This window comes from Companilactobacillus baiquanensis, assembly GCF_003946605.1.
Taxonomy (GTDB): Bacteria; Bacillota; Bacilli; order Lactobacillales; family Lactobacillaceae; genus Companilactobacillus; species Companilactobacillus baiquanensis.
Genome location: NZ_RHOQ01000004.1, coordinates 192,821 through 217,609 on the forward strand (window position 1 = coordinate 192,821; position 24,789 = coordinate 217,609).

Below are 24,789 nucleotides of genomic sequence, written 5' to 3' on the forward strand. Positions count from 1 at the left end.
ATAACTATAAATTATAGATGTGTTTTGTATTTTTGAATTTCCTTTTACGTAATTTAATCTATACGAAATTACAAAGGAGAATTATCATGCTATATATTTTTACAATTATACTTTTTTTAAGTCTTACAGCGGGAATTTTTTACTTAACTCACAGAATAAACCCTCTTCCTAAATCAATCGTCAGTTCAGCTTTAGGAATAACGATTTCGGTCTCAATTTCACTTATAATGTCTCGAACTATCATGGTATTTGCAGATAGTAAATTCAATCCTGAACCAACTATTCATTTAAACAGCTCTCGAATTAAATTGAAAGATACCGAAACATCAGGAATCATTAAAGGTAAAACTTTGCCAAACGCCAATGTAAAACTGATCAGCAAAGGAAAAACGATTTTTCAAAAAGAAGCCAATAAGAATGGTAATTTTGAGATAAAAGGTTTGCCAGCTGATTCTATATTTCAATTGATTTCATATAAAAACAAAAAACATTCGTCAAAGTACAAAATTTCAATTGGAGAAATCCCCGATAGTGCCATAACAAAGTTCGAGTTTTCCAATGATTCAGCTTTGTACGAGGTTAAATCTGATAAAAACAATCGTGCTAAAGTATCTGGAAAAACAAACCCTAAATCCGTTATAAAAATTAAGAATGAAGATGGAAAAACTCTTGATACGTTAAAAGCCGACAAAAATGGGAAGTGGTCTATAACTGTGGATGGACCGGGAACAAAAAAAGATTCTCCAAATACAATAGAATATGAATTTAGTAGTAAAAGTGGAAAATTAAAAGAAAATAATGATAATTACTTAACAGTTAACAAATTCAAAGAAAAGAAAAAGGAACCTGAAAAACCAGTCGAAGACAAAAAGGAAACTTCTACTCCTATGGAATCAGCACCTGCTCCTACTCCATCCGCCCCAGCTGTTCCAGCGGAATATTACACGGCCTTAAATAACGCTAACGACTATCTTAATTACACAGCAATGTCAAAAAAGGAATTATACGAACAATTAACTTCTCAATATGGTGAAAATTTTCCTGCGGATGCGGCACAATATGCCATCGATCATGTCAAAACTGATTGGAACTTGCAAGCACTCAAAAGCGCTAAAAGCTATCAAAAAAATGTGCACATGTCTAATAACGAAATATATGAACAACTGATCTCTGAATACGGCGAACAATTTGAACCGGCAGAAGCAAACTATGCCATTCAACATTTAAATGATTAAAAAATTTTGAATATTAAAGTAATTGAGTTATTCACGAAAAATGAATAACATCAAAAAGCTGTAATCCTTATTTTTCAAGGATTACAGCTTTTTATTATCTTTTATGATTCATGAATAGATTTTAAATTTAACATTATCTATTCATTATCAAGACTATTGGTTACACTGCGATTATTGAATTCCTAAAGAATAACTGTCGGATTTGGTTAAAAAAATCATAGTTCTTCTAACCGCTTCATAAGATTTCTGTGATCTTCATAAACGCCATTGGCCACTTCTAAGATATTTGGAGTGGCTTTTTCTATCTTCTTAAAGGTAATTGATTTTCCGTCTGGCGAAACAATTTTCTCAAACTTTGTTTCTTCACCAACATTCATAAATTCTCGATCCTTTTTTGATACTCTGAATGCGTAAGAGTTACCATTTTTAAACATTTTAACATCTTGTACGTACGTAGCCTACAAATATCCTCCTTGGACTTAACTTGGAAACAAGTTATCTGGAATGAAACTCCTTTGTGTTTGAAAATAGATTGAATTAATATAAATGCATAACTATTTTTTTTAAGAAGGTAAAAATATGAGGAAAAATCATATTTGGTTAACATTATTTGCGACAAGTTTCATGTCATTTATGCAACTGTTAGACGCTAGTATTGTTAACGTGGCGATTCCTAGTTTGACGAAGGACTTAAATGTGCCAATGAATCGAGCCGAGTGGATCGTTTCAGTCTATTTGATCTTAATTTGTATGTTGTTGCTATTTTGGGGACGAATGGCAGATCAAATTGGTTATATTAAAATCTTTCAAACCGGAACGATTTTTTTTACACTTGGTTCATTGATCTGTGCTTTGAGTCCAAGCTTATCAATTCTTTTACTTGGTCGAATCGTTCAAGGATTTGGAGCTAGTATGAGTATGGCCACCAATATTGGAATCATCGCAATGATTTTCCCAATGCACTTACGTGGTAGAGCTTATGGTATCAACAGTATTATTGCTCAATTAGGTAATATTTCAGGACCTGGTCTAGGTGGATTGATCCTCGGTTTTCTTTCCTGGCATTGGATATTTATTCTCAATATTCCGATTGGTATTATTGTTTATATTTACGGTCGTTTCATGTTTCCTAAAGAACCGCACAGAGAAACGACGATTACTTATGACTGGAGCGGTTTAGCTACTTATGCTGTTGCCATTGGTACATTTTTTATCAGTATCTTCATGGGGCAAGACATCGGCTTCAATAATAAAGCTGTCCTTGGAACTTTCATAGTCAGCTTAGCGATGTGGGCAATTTTTGTGTATGTGGAAAAACATGTTGCAACGCCACTGATCGATTTAAAAATTTTCAAAATCCCTCGACTAACGTTGAGTTTGATCAGTGCGTTGTTAGTCTTTTCAATTGGTTATTACGCCAACGTCATTATGCCTTTTTACTTGACCAATTATCGAGCACTTGGAACGGCTTTGACGGGCTTAATTATGATGGCAATCCCGCTAGCTAATGTGATAGCCGCACCAATTGCTGGTTATTTCACCGATAAATATAATGCGACTGTCGTATCCTTATGCAATTTATTTGTTTATGCAGTTCCATTGATAGCTTTAACGTTTATTGCAGGTAAAGAGAATTTAATTTTCTTCACGTTGTTGATCTCACTATTAGGAATTGGTAATGGCGGATTCCAAAACAATCCTATGATTATGGGCTATGCACCTAAAGAATATCAAGGAATTGCTGGTAGTTTGGCCGCCTTGTTCCGAAATATCGGTATGGGTATCGGGGTCAGTCTAGCGACTACTAGTCTATATTACGGTATGGGCTTGCAAGCTCATAAGACGGTCAATTATTATCCAAGTCACAATCCTAATTGGTTTTTGTCGGGGATGCACTTCGCCTATATAACGGCATTGATTATTTTGATCATTGCTATAATACTAGTTTCTTTCATCAGACAGCTTGATAAGGAGCGTAGAACAAAAAAACAGTAAACTTTTTTATATAAAGGTTTACTGTTTTTTATATCAAAATGTATTCAATTAATTTAAATGATCCCTCTCGGAATCGAACCGAGGACCTACTGCTTAGGAGGCAGTTGCTCTATCCTACTGAGCCAAGGGACCATGTAGCACTAATAAATATAGTGCCACCAATATTAATTAATGTAAAGTGTCTTTGTGACGTCTCTTTCCCTTATTCTTTTGATCACGAAGACGCTTTTTTTGTTTGTGTTTTGGCTTTTGTTCAACTTCATGACGCTTATTCTTTCGATAAGTTTCTTTATCAGAAAAAGTTCCATCACGATTTAAGAAAACCTTCTTTACATCACTATCGACCATATCTTGTAGATTACGGAAATCATGAGTATTACCAAAAGTAATTACATTACCTTCTTTACCCATTCTTCCGGTTCTACCAGCACGGTGAACGTACTCACTGTTATCACGGACCACCATATAATTTACAATGACCGTTATATCATCAATATCCATACCTCTGGCAGCGACATCAGTCGTCAACAATAAGTTAACTTTGTTAGTAGAAAACAACTGTACGGCAGACTTACGTTGCTGAGAAGACATCTTACTATCTAAAGCCACAAAGTTTGTCTTGTTATGATGAAGATCACTAATAACTTTGTGCAATGAACGAGAATTGTTAAAGAAAACGATTCCCTTAAATTTTTTGTTATGAGCCATTTCACGGATCAATGCATCTTTGGTGTTGTCAGAAGCTGCATTAATAAAGTAATGTTTGATCCCAGCTGTATAAGTTTCATCGTCACGCTGATCGATAACTTCAAAATCTTTTCCAAACCATTTATGCATGTCGGCAAAAATATCGTTTCCCGTAGCTGAAAAGAATGTCATTTGGACATCCCCTGGCATTTGGTCAATAGTTTCACGGACAGACTCTAGTTTGGATTCATTTAACATTTCGTCGGCTTCATCAACGATCACTGTTTGAATATTGCCTAATTTAACTTTTCGAGCTTCAGTTAATTCTCGTAAACGTCCCAAAGTGGCAATCAGTATTTCAGGCTTTTCTTTTAACTTCTTTAGTTGACGCTGTGGATTAGCACCACCTGTAATAGCTTGAACTTTACAATCAACTAATTTTGCCAAAGGTTGAATATCATCTCGCACCTGCATGGCAAGTTCCTGTGAAGGCTCCAATATAAGAACTTGTAGTCCGTCCTTTGGTACTAACGTTTCGATCATTGGCATCGCAAACGCTAACGTCTTACCTGAACCAGTTGGAGCCATGGCAACTAAGTCGTGTCCCTCTTTAAATGGTTGGTAAACTGTTTCTTGAATCTTTGTAAGTGATTCAAATTGATTATCTTTAAAATAATCCTCATATAAACTTGGTATTTTCAATTTAGTATTCCTTATCTGCTTCAAATACAAGCCCGGCACTCATTCTGGCTTGTTCCAAAATGCGATTAACTTTTCGAGCATATTCGAATAGTTTATCATAAGCAGCCTGATCATTCTCATTAATAATTCTAGCAAACTCGATTGATTCTGAATCCATAGGGTTGTCACTCTTAGTAGTTGGAATTTCTGTTATTTCCTTTTTAGCATTAGCCTCTGATAGTTTGGTAATATCTCCACCATTATCTAGTAGCAATGTCTTCTTACCAAAATAAATTTCTGTTGGTAAATAAGAATTCTTCGTCTTACCTACAATAATATTCACATCAAAATTTTCGTACTTCAAAGTTAGTGAACCACTACCGTCAATTCCACCCTCTAAAAATTCAGGTTGGTAATTGACTTCTTCAGGTTGTCCAAACAATACCACGGCATCATAAACCGTATAAACACCTAGGTCATATAATGCGCCACCTGAAAATTTGGTTGTAAACACATTAGGCTTTTTCCCAGCTAAAAAATCGTCAAATTTACTTGAATACTTCATATAAGAAATAGTTGCGCCAGTTAGCTCATTCCTATTAGCATCAACATATTCTTGCACCTTCTTAAAAATCGGCTCTTGAATATGTCTAGCAGCTTCAATCAAGAAAATACCTTTTTGATGTGCTAATTGATCTAACATGGAGAATTCTCTGATATTAGAAGCACTTGGTTTTTCCACGATAACATTCTTACCATGTTCAATTGCCATTTTTGCCTGTTCAAAATGTAAACGATTTGGTGATGCAATATAAACAGTATCGAAATCATCACTACCGAAAAATTGTTCTAAATCAGTACTGATACTAATATTTGATTTTGACAAATCGTCAATAAACGATTGTGCTTTAGCTTCAGTTCTCGAATAAACATGTGCCAATTTGAAGCTGTCAGTTTCATCACCTGCATTGACGAATTGCTTGGTAATCCAGTTTGTTCCAATTATTCCTAATTTAATCATCAAATCACCTCTGGTTTTCATTCTACTGATTTAGCTTAATAATTTCCATAAAAAAACTTTTAGAAGCTCTGAAATAATGACACTAAGATGGCTAAAGTATTTATCAGAAGTTATACTTTAGGTGAATGAAAATATAATCGCAGGTGTTGAAAATGGACAAGATATTCACTAATAGATTTGAAAGATCATTAGCCAAAGTAACATTAAAACTCCAGCGACTTCTATTTTATAAGATTGCTCAAAAAACTTTATTCATGATATTCCCATTTGTTCTAATCGGAAGCTTTTTAAGAATAATTCAAGTCGTAATTTTAAGTAAAGATGGTCTTATCGGTACCTTATTACCTTCTTTTGAAGATAATTGGTTCGTAAATTCGATTATCGGTGTCACTAATAATCTTTCTAACTTAACTTTAGGCTTCGTTTCTGTATTAGCAGCTTTTGGTGCAGCAAAATACACCGCAAAACATTATAAAAGAGACGATCAACTAGCTGGACTAACTAGTATGATCTCACTTTTAGTAATTTCATACATCTATTCAAAAACTCAGCCATTAATATTTCACACTAATCTTCTAGGGATGCGTGGCGTATTGTTTGCAATTCTTTTAGGAATGTTCGTAGGCTTAGTATTTAAAACAACTAGCCCCAAAATTCCTGAAATTCATAAAAAGAACTTCACAAGTAATATTTTACAAAGAACTTTCATTTCACTTCGTCCTATCATAATAGTTCTAGCCATAGCAGCTTTAATCAGTGCTTTAGTAAATGTTGCATATTATTCTCATTTGCCGGATGAATTTATGGATTCATTGGCTACAAATTATCAAAGTAAAAATTCTGGAATTGAGCTATTAAAAATCATTGGCATTACTCTATATACGATCATCATGTCATTTATGGGATGGTCCGGTCCCTATTCTCCTCTTGATATGGAAAAAAGTGATCCCAATATTTTAGACAACCTTTATTACGCACTAACAAATCACACTGCATGGGGTGCACCTCATGAGTTCACAAGCAATTCTTTATATCACGCCTTCGCTACTTTTGGTGGTGCCGGATCAACACTCGCACTCATCATAGCTATTTTTATTGTTTCTCGTGATCGTGATTTTCAAACTGTTGCCAAATGGACTATGATCCCCAGTATTTTTAACATTAACAGCGGGATTATGACAGGTATTCCAGTTATGTTTAACATCGTCTTTTTGATTCCTTTTATTTTAGCTCCTTTAGTCAGTCTACTAATTGCGGCTGGTGCAATTTATCTTCATTTAATGCCACCAACAGTTTATCCGATTCCAAACGGAACTCCGGGACCATTAATAGCTTTTATAGGTACAAATGGTAGTATTCAGGCGTTATTCTTCAGTTTAGTGGATATAGCGATTTCCGTTTATATTTATATACCCTTCGTTAAATTAGCCGAAAAGTTAAAGAAAATTGATAATTTGGCACTTGAGGAAGGTGACAATAATGACTAATAAAAAGAATTTTAAGTATTTAGTCTTTTTAGCTTTATTCCTAGTTATTCTAGGTATACCTTCATATCTTTGGAATAAAAAAAGTGTCAAAACAATGGCAGGTAGATACAACTCTCCCATGTCACCAATAATCATGATCCCTGGCAGTAGCGCCTCAGCTAATCGTTTCGATGCTTTAGTTAAAACTGTAAATTCACAGTATGGTGAACGTCACAGTCTTTTAAAACTAACCGTCCATACTAATGACACAATAACTTATTCTGGCAGCATTAGAACTGGCGATACTCGTCCATTTATTGTTGTTGGATTTCAAAATAATAAAGATGGTTATGACAATATCAAAAAACAAGCTCGTTGGTTTAATATCGCCTTTGATCAGTTAAAACAACGTTATCGTTTTAATAACTTCAATGCCTTTGGTCACTCAAACGGTGGTCTAATCTGGACTTATTATTTGGAACATTATTTTAACGATGACACGATCGACATCAATCAAATGCTGACAGTGGGATCTCCTTATAATTTTGAAGAAAAAAATTCTAATAAACGTACTCAAATGTTAAACGACTTTATTAAATATCAAGACAAATTACCTAGTGACTTAACTTATTATTCAATTGCCGGTACAAAACTTTATACTGACGACGGTATCGTTCCTTTAGGCAGTGTAGATGCTGGTAAATATATTTTTGAAGGCGTGATAAACCATTACACTTTGATCACTTTAACTGGTGATAAAGCTGAGCATTCTGATATGATCAGCAATTCTCAATTTATCACTCTCTTCCATCAATATATGATCGGCAATAAAAATGGCCAGCAACAATCGACTAATAAGAATTCGCGCTAATTCTTGTATTAGCCAGAAAACTTAAATACAATACTGGTATGGTATATTTAGACTGGAATTTAAGTTTAGTTAATAATTTTGCGATCCTATTTTTGATGTTGCAATTGACACATTATTTCCTAAAAGAATTTAAACCGTATCAAATTTTAACCGATATAATTATTTCTGTAATTTTTGCTTATATCGGTTTATTTCTTGACGATATTTTTATTTTAATGTTTGTTGGATTCATTTTATTGATCCAATTGGCACGAACAAAAGATCATCATCTAAATTTGAAAGCAGCAATATCCTTAGTTATGGCGGCAAATTTGCAGTTGATCCTTTCAAGTTTGGCTACATATATTGCCAGAATCCTTCTCTTTGTTTCCTCAGGACAATGGCGACTCAGGACTTTAGAAAGATATCAAAATGTATTCATTGGATTAACAATCATTGTTAACGTTATGCTAGTCTTAATTTTCATAATTTCTTTAAGTCCATTTAGAGAACGTATCACTCAAACAAGACTACAAATTGAGCACTACCATCTAGGTAAACGTATTTTCATGATTTCACTAAGTATCTTTATTTCACTAATAACGATCATGACAATTAGTGACTTTCAAGAAGTGACCGCAACTATTCAAGCGGCATTGATCATTATATTTACCATTTTGATCGGCTTTTCATATTGGCAGGTAACCTTCTTTATCAAAACGTTTGCCTTACAAACTGAAGCTAAAGAAAAAATGGAACGTAACGAACAATTAAATAGCTACTTAACACTAGTTCAGAAACAATACACTGAATTAAGAAAGTTCAAACACGATTTTCAAAATATCATGTTATCTTTAGATCAAGTTTTAAAAGACAATGATTCTAAACAAATAAAATACTATTATGATTCACTTCTTGAAGAAGAAAAAGATTTAAACAATGTTCAAAGTGGCAGTATCACTCAAATTCAGGCAATAGATAATGAGGCTATCAGAGGACTTCTGATTCAAAAATTTTTCAGTGCCAAAGCTAAAGATATCAATTTGAATTTTGAATTAGATCAAAAACATTACTCGATCGAGCCTAATATTTCTATCGTCCGCATCTTGGGTGTTTTATTAGATAACGCCATTGAACATGTTCAAAATTCAGATGATAAAAATATTACTTGTGCCTTCTTTAAAACTGGCAACACCTTAGAAATAACGGTTGATAACAAAGTTGATGGAAAAATAAACATTAATCAAATTTTTGACTGTGGATATTCAACTAAAAAAGATCATACCGGCTTTGGACTGACTAATGTTTTGGATTTAGTTAATCACTCTTCAAATCTTTTCTTAGATTCAAAAATTATTCATGATCATCTCATGATGACCTTGATCATATTAGGAAGTGAGTAAATGTTTCCTATTTTCTTACTAGAAGACAACGATGTTCAACGACAACGTTATAAAACATTTATAAACAATGGGATTATGATAAATGATGCCCCTATGGAGCTCAAAAAGGCTGTTGCAACGACTGAAGAGCTATTTTCTGATCCACTACCAGAACAGGGATTATTTTTCTTAGACATGGAAATAGATACCAATAAAACTGCCGGACTAGAAGCAGCCACCAAAATAAGACATCAAGTTCCTTTGGCACAAATAGTTTTTATCACAACTCATGACGAACTTTCCATCGTCACTCTTGAAAGACGAATAGCTCCTTTAGACTATATTCTTAAAGATAAGGGCTTTGAGGATATTAAAAAAAGGATCAACAACGACATTCAACTAGTGCAAGTTAATACCGAAAAATATACCCACTACTCTCAAAACCTATTCGGGTATAAAATTGGCGAACGATATTTTTCGATAATTATGGATGATGTGATCATGCTGATGACTGAAAAAAATGCCCCGGGAAAAGTTACCTTGATTGCTAAAAACCAACGTGCTGAATTTATTGGTTCACTTAATTCCCTTGAAAAACAATATAGTAATCTATTCAGATGTGATCGTAGTTTTTTGGTGAATTTAGAAAACATTAGTAGCTTTGATACTTCAAAAAAGGAACTACTATTCGTTGATGGTTCTACTTGTAAAGTATCGTTTCGGAAGACTAAAGAATTAACAGAAAAATTAAAAAAGCTGTAGGGATTTTTTCCCAACAGCTTTATTTTTTTGAATTTAAATTTTCTATCTTTTTCTTTTGCGACCAACTAAGCGGTCTAAAGTAACCTTATAAACGTCAGCAAAACGAATCATCATGTAAATATCAGGTGTTCTAACGTTGTGTTCATATTTAGAAATCGTGGTTATATCAACATGCAACATTTTGGAAACTTCTCGTTCTGAAAGATTCTGCTTCATACGGTAATTTCTTAAATTGTCGCCTAATTGAACACTTTCACCGTTCAAAACCATTTGTTTCATAATAATGCTCCTTATAAATATTGTTGAGAACATTATTTCACATATTTTACATTTAGATTACAAAAAAATATAAACGTATCATTATTGGCTATAAACGTTATTTACGATCTAAACTGATGACACATTCAATATGATTTGTCATTGGGAACATGTCGACAGGATTTGCTTCACCTATCTTGTAAGTATCTTCTAACAAAGCCAGATCTCTAGCTAATGTGGCTGGATTACAACTAATATAAACTATTCTTTCTGGTTTAAGATTTTTAATTGAATCGATCAACGAATTTGCCAAGCCCTTACGAGGAGGATCGACCATTAAGATATCCATCTTACGGTTATCATTTGCCCAATCATTCAAGACTGCTTCAGTTTTACCAACAATGAAATCAGCGTTTTCAATATTGTTGATATCAGCATTTTGTTGTGCATCTTTAACAGCATCTTCGATAACTTCAATACCAGTTACATGCTTAACTTTATCAGCCAAAGACAAACTGATAGTTCCGATACCTGAATAAGCATCGACCACTTCTTCATCACCATCTAATTCAGCTTTATCAATTGCTAATTGATACAAATTTTGAGTTTGAACTGGATTTACTTGATAGAAAGAACGAGGAGAAATTCGATAAGTGTGACCTAATAATTGATCATCAATATATGGACTACCAGCTAATAGTATCATCTCATTACCCATGATCACATTAGTTTTCTTAGAATTAATGTTCAAATAAACGGATTTAACTTCTTTATTCTTCATGATCTCTGCTGATATTTCTTTGTAATGAGAAATATCGCGGACACGAGAAACAAGTACAACCATCATTTCACCAGTATAATAAGCGCGTCTAACCATAATGGTTCTGATTTGACCTTTGAAGTTAACTTCATCAAACCCGCGAACATTGTATTTACGTAAAATATCACGTACTTGAATTATTTCAGCATCAATTTTAGGGTCTTGGATCAAATAATTTTCCATTGGTACCAATTCATGTGAATGACGACGATAAAAACCAGTTGTCAATTTACCATCAATTTGTCTAACTGGAACTTGAGCCTTATTACGATAATGCAAAGGATCTTCCATACCTAAAGTTGGATTCACTTTGATGTCTAATTTGGCTTTCTTAAAATCGATTTCGACTTGTTTTTGCTTAAATTTAAGTTGTTCTGAATATTCCAAATGACTTAAAGGTGCAATTCCTGTTCTAGTGTAAACATTATCGATCGTTTCAACACGATGTGGCGACTTCTTGATAATTTCAATTGCTTTGGCAAATCCATAACTCTTACCAACTTTTAAAATCACCGCTTTAACTATTTCTCCTGGCAAAGCATTATCAACAAAAAGTGTGAAGTCATCAACCTTAGCTACACCTTTTCCTTCATATGATAAATCTTCGATATTTAATTCTATTTTGTCGTTCTTTTTTATATTTGGTTTTTCCATATTTTTTCCTATTGTTTTTATTTTATAATTCCAAAAGGACTGTGACTCTTGTCACAGTCCTCTCTTTTAGTTGTTAATTCTATTCCAAGTTCTTTTCTTCTTCAATGATCTTTTTACCAGCATCTTGTTCGCTGATAGTAGTATCGATTGCTTTAGCTGGCATTGAATCAACGTTTGCATAAATATTTATATGCTGGTGAAGATTAACAAATTCCATTGGAGCATCCCCACCATACTCACCATCTAAGTTGATCATGATTCGATTAGTGTCATTAGCTTTAACAGTCAATTTCTTAGTCTTAGTATAAATGATCTTAGGATTATTGACATGACGTCCACCATTTAAGACAAGTGCAATCAAATGCACTAAATCTCTTAAATTGGTTTCCTTAACAATAATTAATGAAAATGTTCCGTCACCAATAACGGAATCTGGAGCAATTTGTTCCATTCCACCAATTGAATTAGTTAGACCAATTAAAAACATCGTTGCTTTTCCGTCAAAGACACCTTCGTCATATTCAATATGCATATCGATTGGATTGATTCTTGGCAACATTTCTGCACCTTTAACTAAGTAAGCCAGATAACCTAAAATTGATTTATAGGCTGAAGGGACCTCATAAGTCAGCTCGGTCATTGAGCCACCACCGGCGATATTAATAAAATAGTTACTACCTGCTTTACCAATATCAACGGGGATCTTTTGATTTTTCAAAATTATTTTAGCTGCTTCCACAACATCATCACGAGGTATCTTCAAAGCTCTAGCATAATCATTGGTCGTACCAGCAGGAATGATTGCCAACTCTGGGCGCTTATCTAATGGAGCAACTCCATTAACGACCTCATTGATAGTTCCATCTCCACCGGCAGCAACGATCAAGTCAAAGTTCTCTTGTGCCACACGTCTTGCCTCATCCAAGGCAGAATTCTTTTTCGGTGTAGTACGAAAAGCACTAGCTTCATAGCCAGCTTTTTCCAATACATTTAAAATTTCACCTACATTATTCCTCAATGTTTCATGCCCAGATGTAGGATTATATATCAATCTAGCACGCATAATACACCCTCACTAACGATTATTCAGCTCGGACATCAAGATCTTATTTACCACTTTAGGATTAGCCTGACCATGAGTTTGCTTCATAATTTGACCAACCAAGTAGCCGACAGCACGGTCTTTACCATTCTTAAAGTCATCTATTGATTGTTGGTTATTATCTAAGATTTCTGTGATCATTGGTGTCAAAACAGCGGGATCAGATTCTTGAACGAGTCCTTTTTCTTTAACCCAGCCTTCTGGTTCTGTTCCATTACTAATTGTCTCTTTGAAAACTTTTTTAGCAATTTTAGATGAAATTGTTCCATCAGAGATCAACTTGATCATTGTTGCCAAATGTTCTGGTGTCAATGCTGTTTCTAATAAGCCGATCTTTTTATCATTCAAATAAGCATTAACTTCGCCCATCAACCAGTTTGAAACAAGTTTAGGATTAGCTCCGAATTTAACTGCTGCATCAAAGAAATCAGACATCTCTTTAGTATCTGTTAAAACTCCAGCATCATATTCGGGAATTCCTAATTCGTTAACATAGCGTTCACGTCTCTTGTCGGCTGGTTCAGGTAATTGATCTTGGATTTCTTTGATCCAAGCAGGAGCAATTTCAAATGCTGGCAAATCTGGTTCTGGGAAATAACGATAATCGTCAGCACCAGATTTTACACGCATAAGCATTGTTTCACCAGTTTTTTCATCAAAACGTCTTGTTTCTTGACCAATTGATCCGCCATTTTTTAAAATAGCTGATTGACGTTTTTCTTCGTAGGCTAAACCTAATTTAACAAAATTAAAGGAGTTAAGGTTTTTCAACTCAACTTTTGTTCCATAGGTATCAGATCCAACTGGGCGAATTGAAATATTAGTATCAACACGCATTGAACCTTCTTCCATCTTAACATCAGATGCACCTGTAAATTGGACAATTTGACGAAGCTTTTCAAGATATTGATATGCTTCTTCAGGTGAATGCATATCAGCCTTTGAAACAATTTCAATTAAAGGTGTACCTTGACGGTTCAAATCGACATATGAATAGCCGTCATTTCCGTGGGTATTCTTACCAGCATCTTCTTCAACGTGAAGTTCTTCGATACCGATCTTTTTCTTCTTACCGTCAACTTCAATTTCGATCCATCCATCATGTGCCAAAGGTTTATCATGTTGTGTTAACTGATAAGCCTTAGGATTATCTGGATAGAAATAGTTTTTACGATCAAAGTGAGTATGATTTTCAACATTAGCATTTAAAGCTAAAGCAACCATAACACCTAGTCTGTATCCCTCTTTATTAACAGTTGGTAATGTTCCAGGAAAACCAAAATCAATTACGTTGGTATTGATATTAGACTCTGCACCATAGGCAACTGGTGAAGGACTAAACATTTTTGACTTTGTCTTTAGTTCAACGTGAACTTCTAGACCAATCGTAGTTTCAAAATTCATTAGTCTTCCCCCTTTAAAGCAGTTGGTATTTTTTCATAAAATTTATTTTCTTCTTGTAATGCATAAGCAGCATTAAAGATAGCTTGTTCATTAAAAGGTTTTGCCATGATTTGAAGTCCAACAGGCATACCATTTGCTAGACCAGCAGGAACTGAAGCAGCAGGCAATCCAGCTAAGTTAGCAGGAATTGTCAAAATATCGTTCATATACATAGCCAATGGATCATCAATTTTAGCGCCGATCTTGAAAGCGGCACTTGTTGTTGAAGGTCCCATGATCAAATCATAGTTTTCGAGAACCTTACCCATTTCTTGGATAAAAATAGTTCTAACTTGAGCAGCTTTTTTAAAGTAAGCATCATATGCACCTGCTGAAAGAGCAAAAGTACCTAGCATGATACGACGTTTAACTTCATCGCCAAATCCTTCAGAACGTGAATTAACAAAGAGATCTTTGATATTCTTAACGTCCTTGGCACGGAAACCATAACGAACACCATCATATCTTTGAAGATTAGATGAAGCCTCACTAGAAGCCAAAATATAATAAACTTCAACCGCATGTTTCAAAGTTGGAAGACTTACTTCGTCAACGGTAGCACCGAGCTTTTTGTATGTATCAATGGCGTTATTTACTTGTTTGATAACCTCAGGATCTGCACCTTCATGCCAGAATTCCTTAGGGATAGCAATTTTAACTCCTGTCATATCCTTATTCAGATCAGCACGATAATCGGGAACTTCTTTTTCTGAACTAGTGCTGTCGTGATAATCATGACCAGCCATTGCTGAAAGAACAGTTGCTGAATCTTCAACACGTTTTGACATAACACCAACTTGATCAAGACTTGATGAAAAAGCAATTATTCCCCAACGAGAAACACGACCATAAGTTGGTTTGATACCAAAAATACCATTGAAGGCAGCAGGTTGACGAATTGAACCACCAGTATCTGTACCTAAAGCGGCAACTACTTCACCAGAAGCAACAGCTGCAGCAGAACCACCTGAAGAACCACCTGGAACTGAATCTAAGTTCCAAGGATTATGTGTATTGCCAAAGAATGAGGTTTCAGTAGATGAACCCATAGCAAACTCATCCATATTAGTTTTACCAATGTTAATAACACCAGCATTCTCTAATTTTTCAAGAACAGTGGCGCTATAAACAGGCATGAAATTATAAAGGATCTTACTTGCAGCAGTAGTTTTTATACCATTACTTACAATATTATCCTTAAACGCAATTGGGATACCTGATAGTGAACCCTTGATACCGGATTCATCGATTGTATTTGCAGTATCGACTGCGGCATCGTTAACGGTGATAAAAGCTGAAATATCTTCATCTTTTTCTTTAATACCAGATAGTGTTTGTTCAGTTAGTTCTTTAGAAGTTATTTTTTTATCAACCAATTTCTTATGTAGGGAATCGATTGTTTCATTTAAATAATTCACTATTCATCTTCCCCCTTTTCAACAATTGTAGGTACTTTGATCAAGTTATCTTCAGATTCAGGAACATTTTCAAACATTTGCTCTCTAGTTTGAGTATGGATCCCTTTATCCTCACGAAATGTTGTACTTGTATCACCCATGTTGTAAGTAGGTTCAATATTAGTTGTATCTACACTTGAAAGCTTGTCTTCCATACTAACGATTTTACCTAGTTGACTAACAAAACTATCAACTTGATCGTCTTTTAATTTCAGATTGGCTAATTCAGCAACGTGTAAAATTTCTTCTTTAGAAATCATGAAATATCTCCTCATTTTTATCTGTTTAATTATTCATTTTATTTAATTCGCATTAAAAACATGTGAATTGAATTTACCATCGGTACGTGTTACGACTGACTGCTCTTGATCTACTGTTTGAATATTAATATCTAGATCAGCACTGGATGGTAAATATTTTTGAGCACTATTTTGCACAAATTGAGTAAAACTAGTTACCTGAGCTAGTCCATCAAATTGAGTATTGATAGTTATATCCATTGATTTAAGATTATTACCATCGTAATGAGCCTGTGCAGTTACACCTGACAAATTAGGGAAGTAGTCTTGAATATTAGATTTAAAGTTTGAAAAGGCATCTGAATCACTACTGTTAATTGGCGTTTCGTCATTAACAGTTGGCAACATTTGATTCTTATAATTTAATGTCTTCCAATTTCCTAAATCTCCGCTCTTACTTACTGAATATTGGAAATATGTTCCACCAACTAATGTATCTTCTGGTGCAACTGAATAAAGACCAACAACGATTGGAATATTGCCAACTTTATTCATCTTACGTAAACGTTTAACTACTTCTTTGGCGATTTTTTCACCTTGAGCTTTTTGCTCAGCTTCACTTATTGAAGTTTTAAAAGTAGCTCCGTATTGTTTCTTTTGATAATAATCAGTTTTATTAATGGCAATACCGATCGACATACCTGCTAATTTGTATTTACCATCTTGTTTTTGAAGATAATCTTCTTCAAGCATTTGTTGCAAGTACATTGGATTACGTTTTGTTTCACTCTTCGAACCATTTGAGGCGGGATTAAGTCCAGTTGGATTACTCTTTGATTTTCTTTCTAACCATTTATTAACGACTGAACTTTTAAGAACTTGTCCTTCTTGGAAAGTGTAAGAATTAGTTGAGTATTCTTTTTTAGACAAACTCAATAGCCCACTTTCAAAACTACGACTGTTAAAAGCGTTGCTGTTATCAGCTGCCGTCAATCCTGAAATTGGACTAACCTTATATTTACCGTTACTCATTAAAACATCGTATGATCCTGAATCAGAGGCATTTGATGTTTGAACAGAACTTTTACTGCTATCACTACCTCCGGATGAAAGACTAGAATCTTGCAAGTTTCCACAACCAGCTAAAAGCAGTGAGCACAAAAATATCAACGCTGTAGATTTTATGACTTTTTTCAAAACTTTTCTCCTAATTTGTTGCATCATCTAAATAACTAGATAACGTTACTTCATCAATAATTTGCGTTCCTAATTGTTGTGCCTTAGTTAACTTACTGCCGGCTTTTTCCCCAGCAATTAAAATATCAGTCTTTTTTGTAACTGAACTTGTAACTTTAGCACCATAACCCTCAAGAACTTCAGATAACTCTGAACGTTTATAATTATTTAATGTTCCGGTTATAACCACTATTTTATCAGTAAAATGAGTGTTTGTTTCATTTGAATTAGAACTACCGGAAAAATTCATATTCACATCAACTGATTTTAATTCATTGATCAAGTTTTTAACATCATCATTGGCAAAATATGTCATAATACTGTCGGCAATTATTTCACCCATAGTATTAACTTCTAAGATTTCTTCCTTAGATGCATTGATCAAATTGTCCAAGTTGCCAAAGTTCTCGGCCAAAATTCTGCCGGCTTTAGCACCAACATGGCGAATCCCTAATCCGAAAATCAATCTTTCAACTGAATTGGACTTGGAATTATTAATAGCTGTCAATAAATTGTTAATAGATTTTTCCTTAAATCCTTCTAGGGTGGATAAGTCATCAGCGGTTAATTTATATAAATCAGCAACATCTTTGATTAAATGTTTAGTATACAACTGTTCGATGATTTTTGGCCCTAATCCGTCAATATTCATTGCATTTCTTGATGCAAAATGCGTCAGCTGTTCCTTAACTTGCGCAGGACATTTAGGATTGATACAACGCAGCGCTACTTCATCTTCTAAATGAATCAATTCAGAACCACAATAAGGACAATGTGTCGGTATCTCGGCAGGAACTGAATCAGCAGGTCGCTTACTCAAGACAACTTGTGAAACTTCCGGAATAATATCTCCAGCCTTGTGTAGTAAGACCGTATCTCCTACTCGGATATCTTTTTGCTTGATCATATCTTCGTTATGAAGCGTCGCTCTAGAAACTGTTGTACCTGCTAAAAATACTGGATCCATTACAGCAGTTGGCGTCAAAACACCGGTTCTACCAATTGTCCAAGTAATCTCTTTAACAATAGATTCTGCTTGTTCCGGTGGGAACTTATAAGCAATTTCCCATCGGGGAACTTTAACCGTGTTACCAAGATTTCTTTGGATAGACAAATCGTTGACCTTTAAAACTACTCCATCAATACCATAATCCAAACTGTCACGAATTTGGTCATACTTATCAATGTAGTCTTTGACCCCTTGAAGCCCAGTAGTTACTTCTGAAGTGGGGTTAACATGAAAGCCTAATTCTTCTAAAGTTTTTAAAGCTTCACTTTGAGTTTTAATATTCAAATCATCAAAAGTTACTATCGTATAAATGAAAGTATCCAATTTTCGATCAGCGGTATTTTTAGGATCTAACTGACGCAAGCTACCAGCCGCAGCATTTCTAGGATTAGCAAATACTTGCAGTCCTTCTTTTTCACGACGTTCATTTAAATTTAAAAATTCTTTTTTAGACATAAAACATTCGCCACGAACTTCAAAAGACAAGGGTTTACTTAATTTTTGAGGAATTGACTTAATCGTTTTTAAATTTTCTGTGACATTTTCACCGATAGTTCCATTCCCTCTGGTTGATCCTTGTACTAAGATACCATTTTCATAAACCAGAGAAATGGCGAGACCATCAATTTTTAATTCAACATTATAATCAACTTCATGACCAACATTTTTTTCAATTCGATCATTAAATTCAGATAATTCATCTTCTGAAAAAACATCCCCCATCGAAAGCATAGGGATATCATGGGTAACTTTATTAAAATCATCATTAGTCACATCACCGACCAATTGTGATGGTGAATCAGGTGTAATTAAATCAGGATATTTACCTTCAATTTCCAATAAACGATTATAAAGTTTGTCGTAAACATTATCTTCGACCAATGGAGCATCTTTTGTATAATAGGCTTCTCGATACTCATTTAAAGTATTACGAATACCAACTAGTTCTTCACTTGCTTGTGATTTATCTAAGTCTGCCATAGCTTCCTCCTACAAAATTAGCTCTTCTTTTTAATAGGTGCATACTCTGCTAACAAACGCTTGATTCCTTCATTATCAAAAGCAATATCAAGTTCAGCGGCTTCACCTTCGCCATTAACTTTAACAACGGTGCCTTCGCCCCACTTTTTGTGGATCACTTTATCGCCGATATTCCAACGAACCTTTTCTGCTCCTTGGGCACCGCTAGCTTTAGATTTTGCTTCAACCTTATAACTGGCATGAAGTGCTGATTCATGGCGACGTCTACTAAATGGTAGTTCATTTTCTTTAGAACGCATAGGAATACTACCAGCATTTTTATTAACTAATTCTAGATTATCTTCGCCGATTTCTTCAACGAATCGTGATATCTGATTATTTTGAAGTCGTCCATAAAGCATTCTGCTATATGCATTAGTTAAATAAAGTATCTTTTCAGCTCTAGTAATACCAACATATGCTAGGCGGCGTTCTTCTTCTAGTTCTTCTTGCTTCATCAAAGCACGTGATAATGGGAAAATACCTTCTTCCATACCAACTAAGAAAACAACTGGAAATTCCAATCCCTTAGCCGCATGCAAAGTCATTAAGGTAACTTCTTGTTGATCTTCTTCTAAGTCATCTTGATCACTAACTAAGGATAATTCAGTTAAAAATGACTCAAGTCTAGTCTCATCGATTTCTGGATCTGGTTCATAGCCTTGATCAAATTGAGTAGTTACGGTCAAAAGTTCTTGAATATTCTCAATTCTTGATTGAGATTCCAAATTATTTTGTTTCTTTAGTTCATCAACATAATCTGATTGTTCAAGTAATTGTTCCATTAAATCAGTCATTGAATTAGATTGTGCCATTTTAGTTAATTCATCGATCATCTTATAAAAATTACCAAAAGTTTTACGTGGCTTGGCAGCTAGTGGTGATAATTCGATATTTGCACAGGCTTCTAATAATGACCAGCTATGCTCATCAGCATAAGTTTGCAATTTTTCAATTGTCCCAGGCCCTATTCCACGTTTAGGACTGTTGATCACACGTTGAAAACTCATTGAATCATCGTGATTAGCTACTAATCTCAAATAAGCTAAAATATCTTTAATTTCTTTACGATCATAAAACTTATGTCCGCCAATGATCTTGTAAGGGATATTAGCAGAAAGCAATTTTTCTTCAAATGTACGTGACTGTGCATTAGTACGATAAAGAATCGCCATATCACCATAATTGAAGTTCTTCAATAGTAGACTCTTTATTTGATCGACCACATAAAGAGCTTCATCAGTTTCATTTTGTCCACGATAAAGCTTGATCTTATCGCCTTGTTTATTATCAGTCCATAATTCTTTAGGCTTACGATTTTCGTTATGATTAATAACTTGGTTAGCCGCATTCAAAATTGTTTTTGTGGAACGATAATTTTGTTCCAATTTAATAGTTGTTGCTTCAGGATAATCTTCTTCAAAATTCATAATGTTTTTCATATTGGCACCACGCCAACCATAAATACTCTGATCAGCATCACCAACGACACAAACATTACGATATTTAGCACCTAATTGTTTAACTAATTTATATTGAGCCTCGTTAGTATCCTGATACTCATCAACGTGAATATACTGGAATTTTTCTTGATAATATTCCAAAACATCAGGACATTGATCAAACAAAATATTAGTCTGCATAATTAAGTCATCAAAATCTAAGGCTTGATTACGTTCCATTTCTTTTGTATAGGCGTCATAACAATTAGCGACAATTTGTTCAAAAGGTGATTTAGCATCTTGTGCGTAAGCTTCTGGAGTAACTAAATCATTTTTAGCATTACTGATCGAAGCTAAAATAGCTCGCGGATCATAACGTTTAGGATCTAAATTCATACGATTGAGGATTTGTTTCATCAAAGTACGTTGTTCAGATGGATCAGAAATCGTAAATGAACGGGACTTTCCCATTTTATCTATATCACGTCTTAAAATACGCACACACAACGAATGAAAAGTAGATACCCAAACATCATTTGCTGATTCATCTAGTAATTTTCCGATTCTTTCTTTCATTTCTTTGGCGGCTTTATTGGTAAAAGTAATTGCCAGAACATGCCACGGCATAACATTTTTTTCTTCGATCAAAAAGGCTACACGGTGTGTCAAAACTCGAGTCTTTCCACTACCAGCACCCGCCATGATCAATAATGGGCCTTCGGTTGTTTTAACAGCCTCTTTTTGCTCGGTATTTAAACCTTTTAACATAGTTTCATCCAATTTTATAAACCCTCAAATCCTTAATATATCAACGTTTACTGAAAACATTCATTTTACATTGTAGCAAATTTTTCATAACAATAATACTAACATGGATTTTATACCTGCGTTTAAAACGACAAAACAGACCTAGTGATCCAAAATTGGATTAATAGGTCTGTTTGTATCACTCGAAAGCTGAATATTTTTGTTCTTCTTTCAAGCTAATATTTTATTCTAAACCAACTCGTTTAAAAATATTATCGATATTTCTTAAATGCCAATGATAATCAAATGCATCATCAAGATCTTCTTTTGAAAGTCTATCAGTTACTCGATCGTCATCTTCTAGCAAAGTACGAAAATCTTTTTGTTCGTCCCAAACTTTAGCGGTCATCGGTTGAACAATATCATAGGCTGCTTCTCGACTAAGTCCTTTTTCAACTAATTTCAAAAGAACTCTTTGTGAATAGATCAATCCATGAGTTAAGTTCATATTTTCTAGCATCTTATCTGGGAAAACGGTTAGATTCTCAACAATTTTAGTAAATCTAACCAAAATATAATCTAATAATTCTGTTGAATCAGGAATAATGATTCTTTCAGCTGAACTATGAGAGATATCACGTTCATGCCACAAAGGAATATCTTCTAGGGCTGTAAAAGCGTGACCTTTTATCACTCTAGCAAGACCTGTAACATTTTCTGATCCGATAGGATTGCGTTTATGAGGCATTGCAGATGAACCTTTTTGACCAGCAGCAAAAAATTCTTCAGCTTCTCTTACTTCGGTTCTTTGCAAATGACGGATTTCTAAAGCAAAACGTTCGATCGATGTTGCAACCAAAGCCATTGTCTGAACGTATTCTGCATGCAGATCTCTTGGTAATACTTGTGTTGAAATTTCTTGTGGTCGAATACCTAATTTATTGCAGACAAAAGCTTCAACTTCAGGTGGAACATTAGCAAAACTACCAACTGCCCCACTGATCTTACCAGCTTCAACACCTTTAGCAGCATGTTCAAAACGTTCAATATCACGTTTTATTTCAGAATACCAATTGGCAAGCACTAACCCAAAAGTTGTAGGTTCCGCGTGAACACCGTGAGTACGTCCTATCATAACTGTGTCTTTATACTTTAGCGCTTTTTTCCCAACTACATCTAAAAAGTGTTGTAAATCTTGACGAATAATGTCATTGGCTTGTTTCATCAAATATCCATAAGCTGTATCAACAACATCGGTAGAAGTTAATCCAAAATGGACCCACTTTTTTTCATCGCCTAAATATTTAGAAACATCTCTAGTAAATGCAACAACATCATGTTTAGTTATTTTTTCTAATTCTTGAATTTCAGTTACATCGAATTTAGCATTCTCAGCAACTTTTTTGGCATCTTCAGCAGGGATCTCACCTTGCTTACTCCAAGCTTCAACTGCGGCAACTTCAACCTCTAGCCAAGCTTGGTATTTATTTTTATCAGTCCAAATAGGTTTCATAGTTTTGGTTACATATCTATCAATCATAAGTTACTCTACTCTCCAAATTTTAGTTGATAAAATATCTTCTCTTAGATCCTCATCGTCATCTGAAACAACCGAGATATATCCAACATCCCTAGCCGCATCATTTTTAGCTTTGAAACCTGTATAATAATTAAATTTCCATTGAGCTTTTTCCTGCAGTAAATCTAAACTCTGAGGCAAATTACCTTCAATTATCTTCAAAGTAGCAGCATTTATCAATGGATAAATTTCTGGAATAGGCCAATCACAAATTGCACGAATATGTAATTCAAACTGTGATACACCGGTAGCATCTTGATAAACATTGGCAGAATAATTGATACCTGGGAAAATACGTTTTACATATAAGACCCCACTATCAGAAATTATGAAACCAATACCAAAAATACCAACATATTCAATATTATTCGCAATTATTAATGCAACTCTTTGAATTTCGGCTTCAACCTCTGGATCATTCTTTTTGTAAAGATATGAACTCATCAAATGCGAGCCGTCATAAACTTCTCTGATCATTGGGAAAGTATGGATCTTACCATTCTTACTCTTGCTGACCATGATCGAATACTCTTCTTTAGTATCGATCCAAGCTTCAAGAATATAAGTTCCATTTGCCAAAAGGTTTTGAACATGTTCAACATCTGATTCATTGTAAAGTACATGCCGTCTTAGAACACTTTGATTCTTTTGGATCGGTTTGATCATACATGGAAAGCCAATTTCCTCAACCGCCTTTTTTATATCATCAACAGTGACGATCGAAAAAAATGGTGGCACATTTATTTTTAATGAATTTAAAAAAGTTCGTTCAATATAACGGTCTTGGACAATAGCCAGCATATTTGAACCTTGAACAACATTGAATTCCTTTTCCAAACTTTCCAAAATATCACTATCAAAGTTTTCATCCATATATAACAGAAGATCACTTCTATGGCCCAGCTCTGTTAAGTTAGCACTGTCCTCTAAATCACCGATTAAGTAAGCATCAGCCGCTTGAGTAGCGATATCATCATCTTCATTTGTCAAAAGAACAGTTCTAAAACCCATACGCTTTGCTTCTAGCTCAAACAGATATGTTTCACTGCCACCGCCGATTATTCCCAGAGTTTTACCGGGCGCAATAAAAGTCATAAATCCACCTTCCTAAATAGTTACTCGTTCTCATCTTCAAAAACGACTTGTCCATCTTCAAAAGCCTTGATTCTAGCCAATGAATAAATTGGAATTCCAGCTTTGTCGATCAATTGTCTTCCCTTTTGGAAAGACTTTTCAATTACAATACCAATACCAGCAAGATCTGCTCCGGCAGCATCGATAATTGTATTTAAACCATTGACAGCTTGTCCATTTGCCAAAAAGTCATCAATGATCAAAACTTTGTCGTCACTTGATAGATATTTTTTTGAGACACTAATGTGATTTGAAGTCTTTTTAGTATATGAATAAACTTCTGAGGTATATAAATCATCGTTCAATGTAACTGACTTGTGCTTTCTAGCAAAAACAACTGGGACTCCAAAACTTAGACCAGTCATAACTGCTGGAGCAATTCCTGATGATTCAACTGTTAAGATCTTGTTGATTCCTTGATCTTTAAAATGTTCGTAAAATTCTTTTCCCATGCTTTGCATCAACATTGGGTCAACTTGGTGATTTAAGAAACTATCAACTTTTAGAACATCCTTTCCTAATACTCGACCATCTTTTTTAATTCTATCTTCAAGTTCTTTCACTACGCTA

At 34.5% G+C, this 24,789-nt stretch carries 21 protein-coding genes and 1 tRNA gene; 6 read left to right on the top strand and 16 right to left on the bottom strand.

Annotated elements, in window-relative coordinates; translation table 11 throughout:
* The first annotated feature begins 86 nt into the window (after positions 1–86).
* Positions 87–1,235, top strand: coding sequence for an Ltp family lipoprotein (locus EKM77_RS08125; protein ID WP_164507744.1), 1,149 nt, complete (start codon positions 87–89; stop codon positions 1,233–1,235).
* 215 nt (positions 1,236–1,450) lie between these two features.
* On the opposite strand, the gene EKM77_RS08130 is transcribed toward EKM77_RS08125, so the two are convergent.
* Positions 1,451–1,669, bottom strand: coding sequence for an AbrB family transcriptional regulator (locus tag EKM77_RS08130; RefSeq protein ID WP_125593554.1), 219 nt, complete (start codon positions 1,667–1,669; stop codon positions 1,451–1,453).
* 145 nt (positions 1,670–1,814) lie between these two features.
* Between EKM77_RS08130 and EKM77_RS08135 the strand changes: the two genes are divergently transcribed.
* On the top strand, positions 1,815–3,230 hold the full coding sequence (locus EKM77_RS08135) for an MFS transporter (RefSeq protein WP_125593555.1): 1,416 nt from the start codon (positions 1,815–1,817) through the stop codon (positions 3,228–3,230).
* A gap of 58 nt (positions 3,231–3,288) precedes the next feature.
* On the opposite strand, the gene EKM77_RS08140 is transcribed toward EKM77_RS08135, so the two are convergent.
* The 3 genes from EKM77_RS08140 to EKM77_RS08150 form a co-directional block, all read right to left on the bottom strand.
* Positions 3,289–3,362: transfer RNA gene (locus EKM77_RS08140), tRNA-Arg, on the bottom strand.
* Positions 3,363–3,398: 36 nt separating this feature from the next.
* Positions 3,399–4,619, bottom strand: a complete 1,221-nt coding sequence (locus EKM77_RS08145; protein WP_125593556.1) for a DEAD/DEAH box helicase — start codon at positions 4,617–4,619, stop codon at positions 3,399–3,401.
* Between the two features lies 1 nt (position 4,620).
* A complete protein-coding gene (locus EKM77_RS08150; RefSeq protein ID WP_125593557.1) occupies positions 4,621–5,619 on the bottom strand; it encodes a Gfo/Idh/MocA family protein in 999 nt (332 codons plus the stop codon).
* A 152-nt stretch (positions 5,620–5,771) separates the two neighbouring features.
* Here EKM77_RS08150 and EKM77_RS08155 point away from each other — a divergent pair, with 152 nt between their 5' ends.
* The 4 genes from EKM77_RS08155 to EKM77_RS08170 are packed head-to-tail and all read left to right on the top strand — an operon-like array spanning position 5,772 to position 10,079.
* Complete coding sequence (locus tag EKM77_RS08155) at positions 5,772–7,106, top strand: PTS transporter subunit EIIC (protein ID WP_125593558.1); 1,335 nt, start codon at positions 5,772–5,774, stop codon at positions 7,104–7,106.
* The gene (locus EKM77_RS08160; protein ID WP_125593559.1) at positions 7,099–7,956 is read left to right on the top strand and encodes an alpha/beta hydrolase; all 858 of its coding nucleotides are present in this window, start codon (positions 7,099–7,101) and stop codon (positions 7,954–7,956) included. The genes EKM77_RS08155 and EKM77_RS08160 overlap by 8 nt, the downstream gene beginning before the upstream one ends.
* Before the next feature lie 38 nt (positions 7,957–7,994).
* Positions 7,995–9,338: a sensor histidine kinase gene (locus EKM77_RS08165; protein ID WP_125593560.1), complete on the top strand. Its 1,344-nt coding sequence runs from the start codon at positions 7,995–7,997 to the stop codon at positions 9,336–9,338.
* Positions 9,339–10,079 (top strand): response regulator transcription factor, encoded by a 741-nt coding sequence (locus EKM77_RS08170; RefSeq protein WP_125593561.1) that lies wholly within the window; start codon positions 9,339–9,341, stop codon positions 10,077–10,079.
* A gap of 42 nt (positions 10,080–10,121) precedes the next feature.
* On the opposite strand, the gene EKM77_RS08175 is transcribed toward EKM77_RS08170, so the two are convergent.
* The 12 genes from EKM77_RS08175 to EKM77_RS08230 form a co-directional block, all read right to left on the bottom strand.
* Positions 10,122–10,358: a helix-turn-helix domain-containing protein gene (locus tag EKM77_RS08175; RefSeq protein ID WP_164507745.1), complete on the bottom strand. Its 237-nt coding sequence runs from the start codon at positions 10,356–10,358 to the stop codon at positions 10,122–10,124.
* A 97-nt stretch (positions 10,359–10,455) separates the two neighbouring features.
* Entirely contained in the window at positions 10,456–11,811 is a 1,356-nt protein-coding gene (gene rlmD / locus EKM77_RS08180) for a 23S rRNA (uracil(1939)-C(5))-methyltransferase RlmD (RefSeq protein ID WP_125593563.1), read from the bottom strand.
* Positions 11,812–11,890: 79 nt separating this feature from the next.
* On the bottom strand, positions 11,891–12,874 hold the full coding sequence (locus EKM77_RS08185) for a diacylglycerol kinase (protein ID WP_125593564.1): 984 nt from the start codon (positions 12,872–12,874) through the stop codon (positions 11,891–11,893).
* Positions 12,875–12,886: 12 nt separating this feature from the next.
* On the bottom strand, positions 12,887–14,317 hold the full coding sequence (gene gatB / locus EKM77_RS08190) for an Asp-tRNA(Asn)/Glu-tRNA(Gln) amidotransferase subunit GatB (protein WP_125593565.1): 1,431 nt from the start codon (positions 14,315–14,317) through the stop codon (positions 12,887–12,889).
* The gene (gene gatA / locus EKM77_RS08195; protein ID WP_125593566.1) at positions 14,317–15,774 is read right to left on the bottom strand and encodes an Asp-tRNA(Asn)/Glu-tRNA(Gln) amidotransferase subunit GatA; all 1,458 of its coding nucleotides are present in this window, start codon (positions 15,772–15,774) and stop codon (positions 14,317–14,319) included. The genes gatB and gatA overlap by 1 nt, the downstream gene beginning before the upstream one ends.
* The gene (gatC, locus tag EKM77_RS08200) at positions 15,774–16,073 is read right to left on the bottom strand and encodes an Asp-tRNA(Asn)/Glu-tRNA(Gln) amidotransferase subunit GatC (RefSeq protein ID WP_125593567.1); all 300 of its coding nucleotides are present in this window, start codon (positions 16,071–16,073) and stop codon (positions 15,774–15,776) included. The genes gatA and gatC overlap by 1 nt, the downstream gene beginning before the upstream one ends.
* A gap of 42 nt (positions 16,074–16,115) precedes the next feature.
* Entirely contained in the window at positions 16,116–17,249 is a 1,134-nt protein-coding gene (locus tag EKM77_RS08205; RefSeq protein ID WP_125593568.1) for a CamS family sex pheromone protein, read from the bottom strand.
* Between the two features lie 10 nt (positions 17,250–17,259).
* Entirely contained in the window at positions 17,260–19,278 is a 2,019-nt protein-coding gene (gene ligA / locus EKM77_RS08210; RefSeq protein WP_125593569.1) for an NAD-dependent DNA ligase LigA, read from the bottom strand.
* Positions 19,279–19,295: 17 nt separating this feature from the next.
* Positions 19,296–21,527 (bottom strand): DNA helicase PcrA, encoded by a 2,232-nt coding sequence (gene pcrA / locus EKM77_RS08215; RefSeq protein ID WP_125593570.1) that lies wholly within the window; start codon positions 21,525–21,527, stop codon positions 19,296–19,298.
* A 223-nt stretch (positions 21,528–21,750) separates the two neighbouring features.
* A complete protein-coding gene (gene purB, locus EKM77_RS08220) occupies positions 21,751–23,046 on the bottom strand; it encodes an adenylosuccinate lyase (protein WP_125593571.1) in 1,296 nt (431 codons plus the stop codon).
* A 3-nt stretch (positions 23,047–23,049) separates the two neighbouring features.
* Positions 23,050–24,180, bottom strand: a complete 1,131-nt coding sequence (locus tag EKM77_RS08225; RefSeq protein WP_125593572.1) for an ATP-grasp domain-containing protein — start codon at positions 24,178–24,180, stop codon at positions 23,050–23,052.
* Positions 24,181–24,200: 20 nt separating this feature from the next.
* Complete coding sequence (locus EKM77_RS08230) at positions 24,201–24,782, bottom strand: xanthine phosphoribosyltransferase (RefSeq protein ID WP_125593573.1); 582 nt, start codon at positions 24,780–24,782, stop codon at positions 24,201–24,203.
* Positions 24,783–24,789: the final 7 nt, after the last annotated feature.

Bases quoted from the DNA above. Each gene is read 5' to 3' on its own strand.
- EKM77_RS08150 (WP_125593557.1), bottom strand. From the start codon at position 5,619: ATGATTAAATTAGGAATAATTGGAACAAACTGGATTACCAAGCAATTC.
- gatC (WP_125593567.1), bottom strand. From the start codon at position 16,073: ATGATTTCTAAAGAAGAAATTTTACACGTTGCTGAATTAGCCAATCTG.
- rlmD (WP_125593563.1), bottom strand. From the start codon at position 11,811: ATGGAAAAACCAAATATAAAAAAGAACGACAAAATAGAATTAAATATC.
- EKM77_RS08185 (WP_125593564.1), bottom strand. From the start codon at position 12,874: ATGCGTGCTAGATTGATATATAATCCTACATCTGGGCATGAAACATTG.
- EKM77_RS08155 (WP_125593558.1), top strand. From the start codon at position 5,772: ATGGACAAGATATTCACTAATAGATTTGAAAGATCATTAGCCAAAGTA.
- EKM77_RS08135 (WP_125593555.1), top strand. From the start codon at position 1,815: ATGAGGAAAAATCATATTTGGTTAACATTATTTGCGACAAGTTTCATG.
- gatB (WP_125593565.1), bottom strand. From the start codon at position 14,317: ATGAATTTTGAAACTACGATTGGTCTAGAAGTTCACGTTGAACTAAAG.
- EKM77_RS08225 (WP_125593572.1), bottom strand. From the start codon at position 24,180: ATGACTTTTATTGCGCCCGGTAAAACTCTGGGAATAATCGGCGGTGGC.
- EKM77_RS08170 (WP_125593561.1), top strand. From the start codon at position 9,339: ATGTTTCCTATTTTCTTACTAGAAGACAACGATGTTCAACGACAACGT.
- EKM77_RS08165 (WP_125593560.1), top strand. From the start codon at position 7,995: ATGGTATATTTAGACTGGAATTTAAGTTTAGTTAATAATTTTGCGATC.
- EKM77_RS08175 (WP_164507745.1), bottom strand. From the start codon at position 10,358: ATGAAACAAATGGTTTTGAACGGTGAAAGTGTTCAATTAGGCGACAAT.
- EKM77_RS08125 (WP_164507744.1), top strand. From the start codon at position 87: ATGCTATATATTTTTACAATTATACTTTTTTTAAGTCTTACAGCGGGA.
- EKM77_RS08130 (WP_125593554.1), bottom strand. From the start codon at position 1,669: ATGTTTAAAAATGGTAACTCTTACGCATTCAGAGTATCAAAAAAGGAT.
- EKM77_RS08160 (WP_125593559.1), top strand. From the start codon at position 7,099: ATGACTAATAAAAAGAATTTTAAGTATTTAGTCTTTTTAGCTTTATTC.
- ligA (WP_125593569.1), bottom strand. From the start codon at position 19,278: ATGGCAGACTTAGATAAATCACAAGCAAGTGAAGAACTAGTTGGTATT.
- purB (WP_125593571.1), bottom strand. From the start codon at position 23,046: ATGATTGATAGATATGTAACCAAAACTATGAAACCTATTTGGACTGAT.
- pcrA (WP_125593570.1), bottom strand. From the start codon at position 21,527: ATGTTAAAAGGTTTAAATACCGAGCAAAAAGAGGCTGTTAAAACAACC.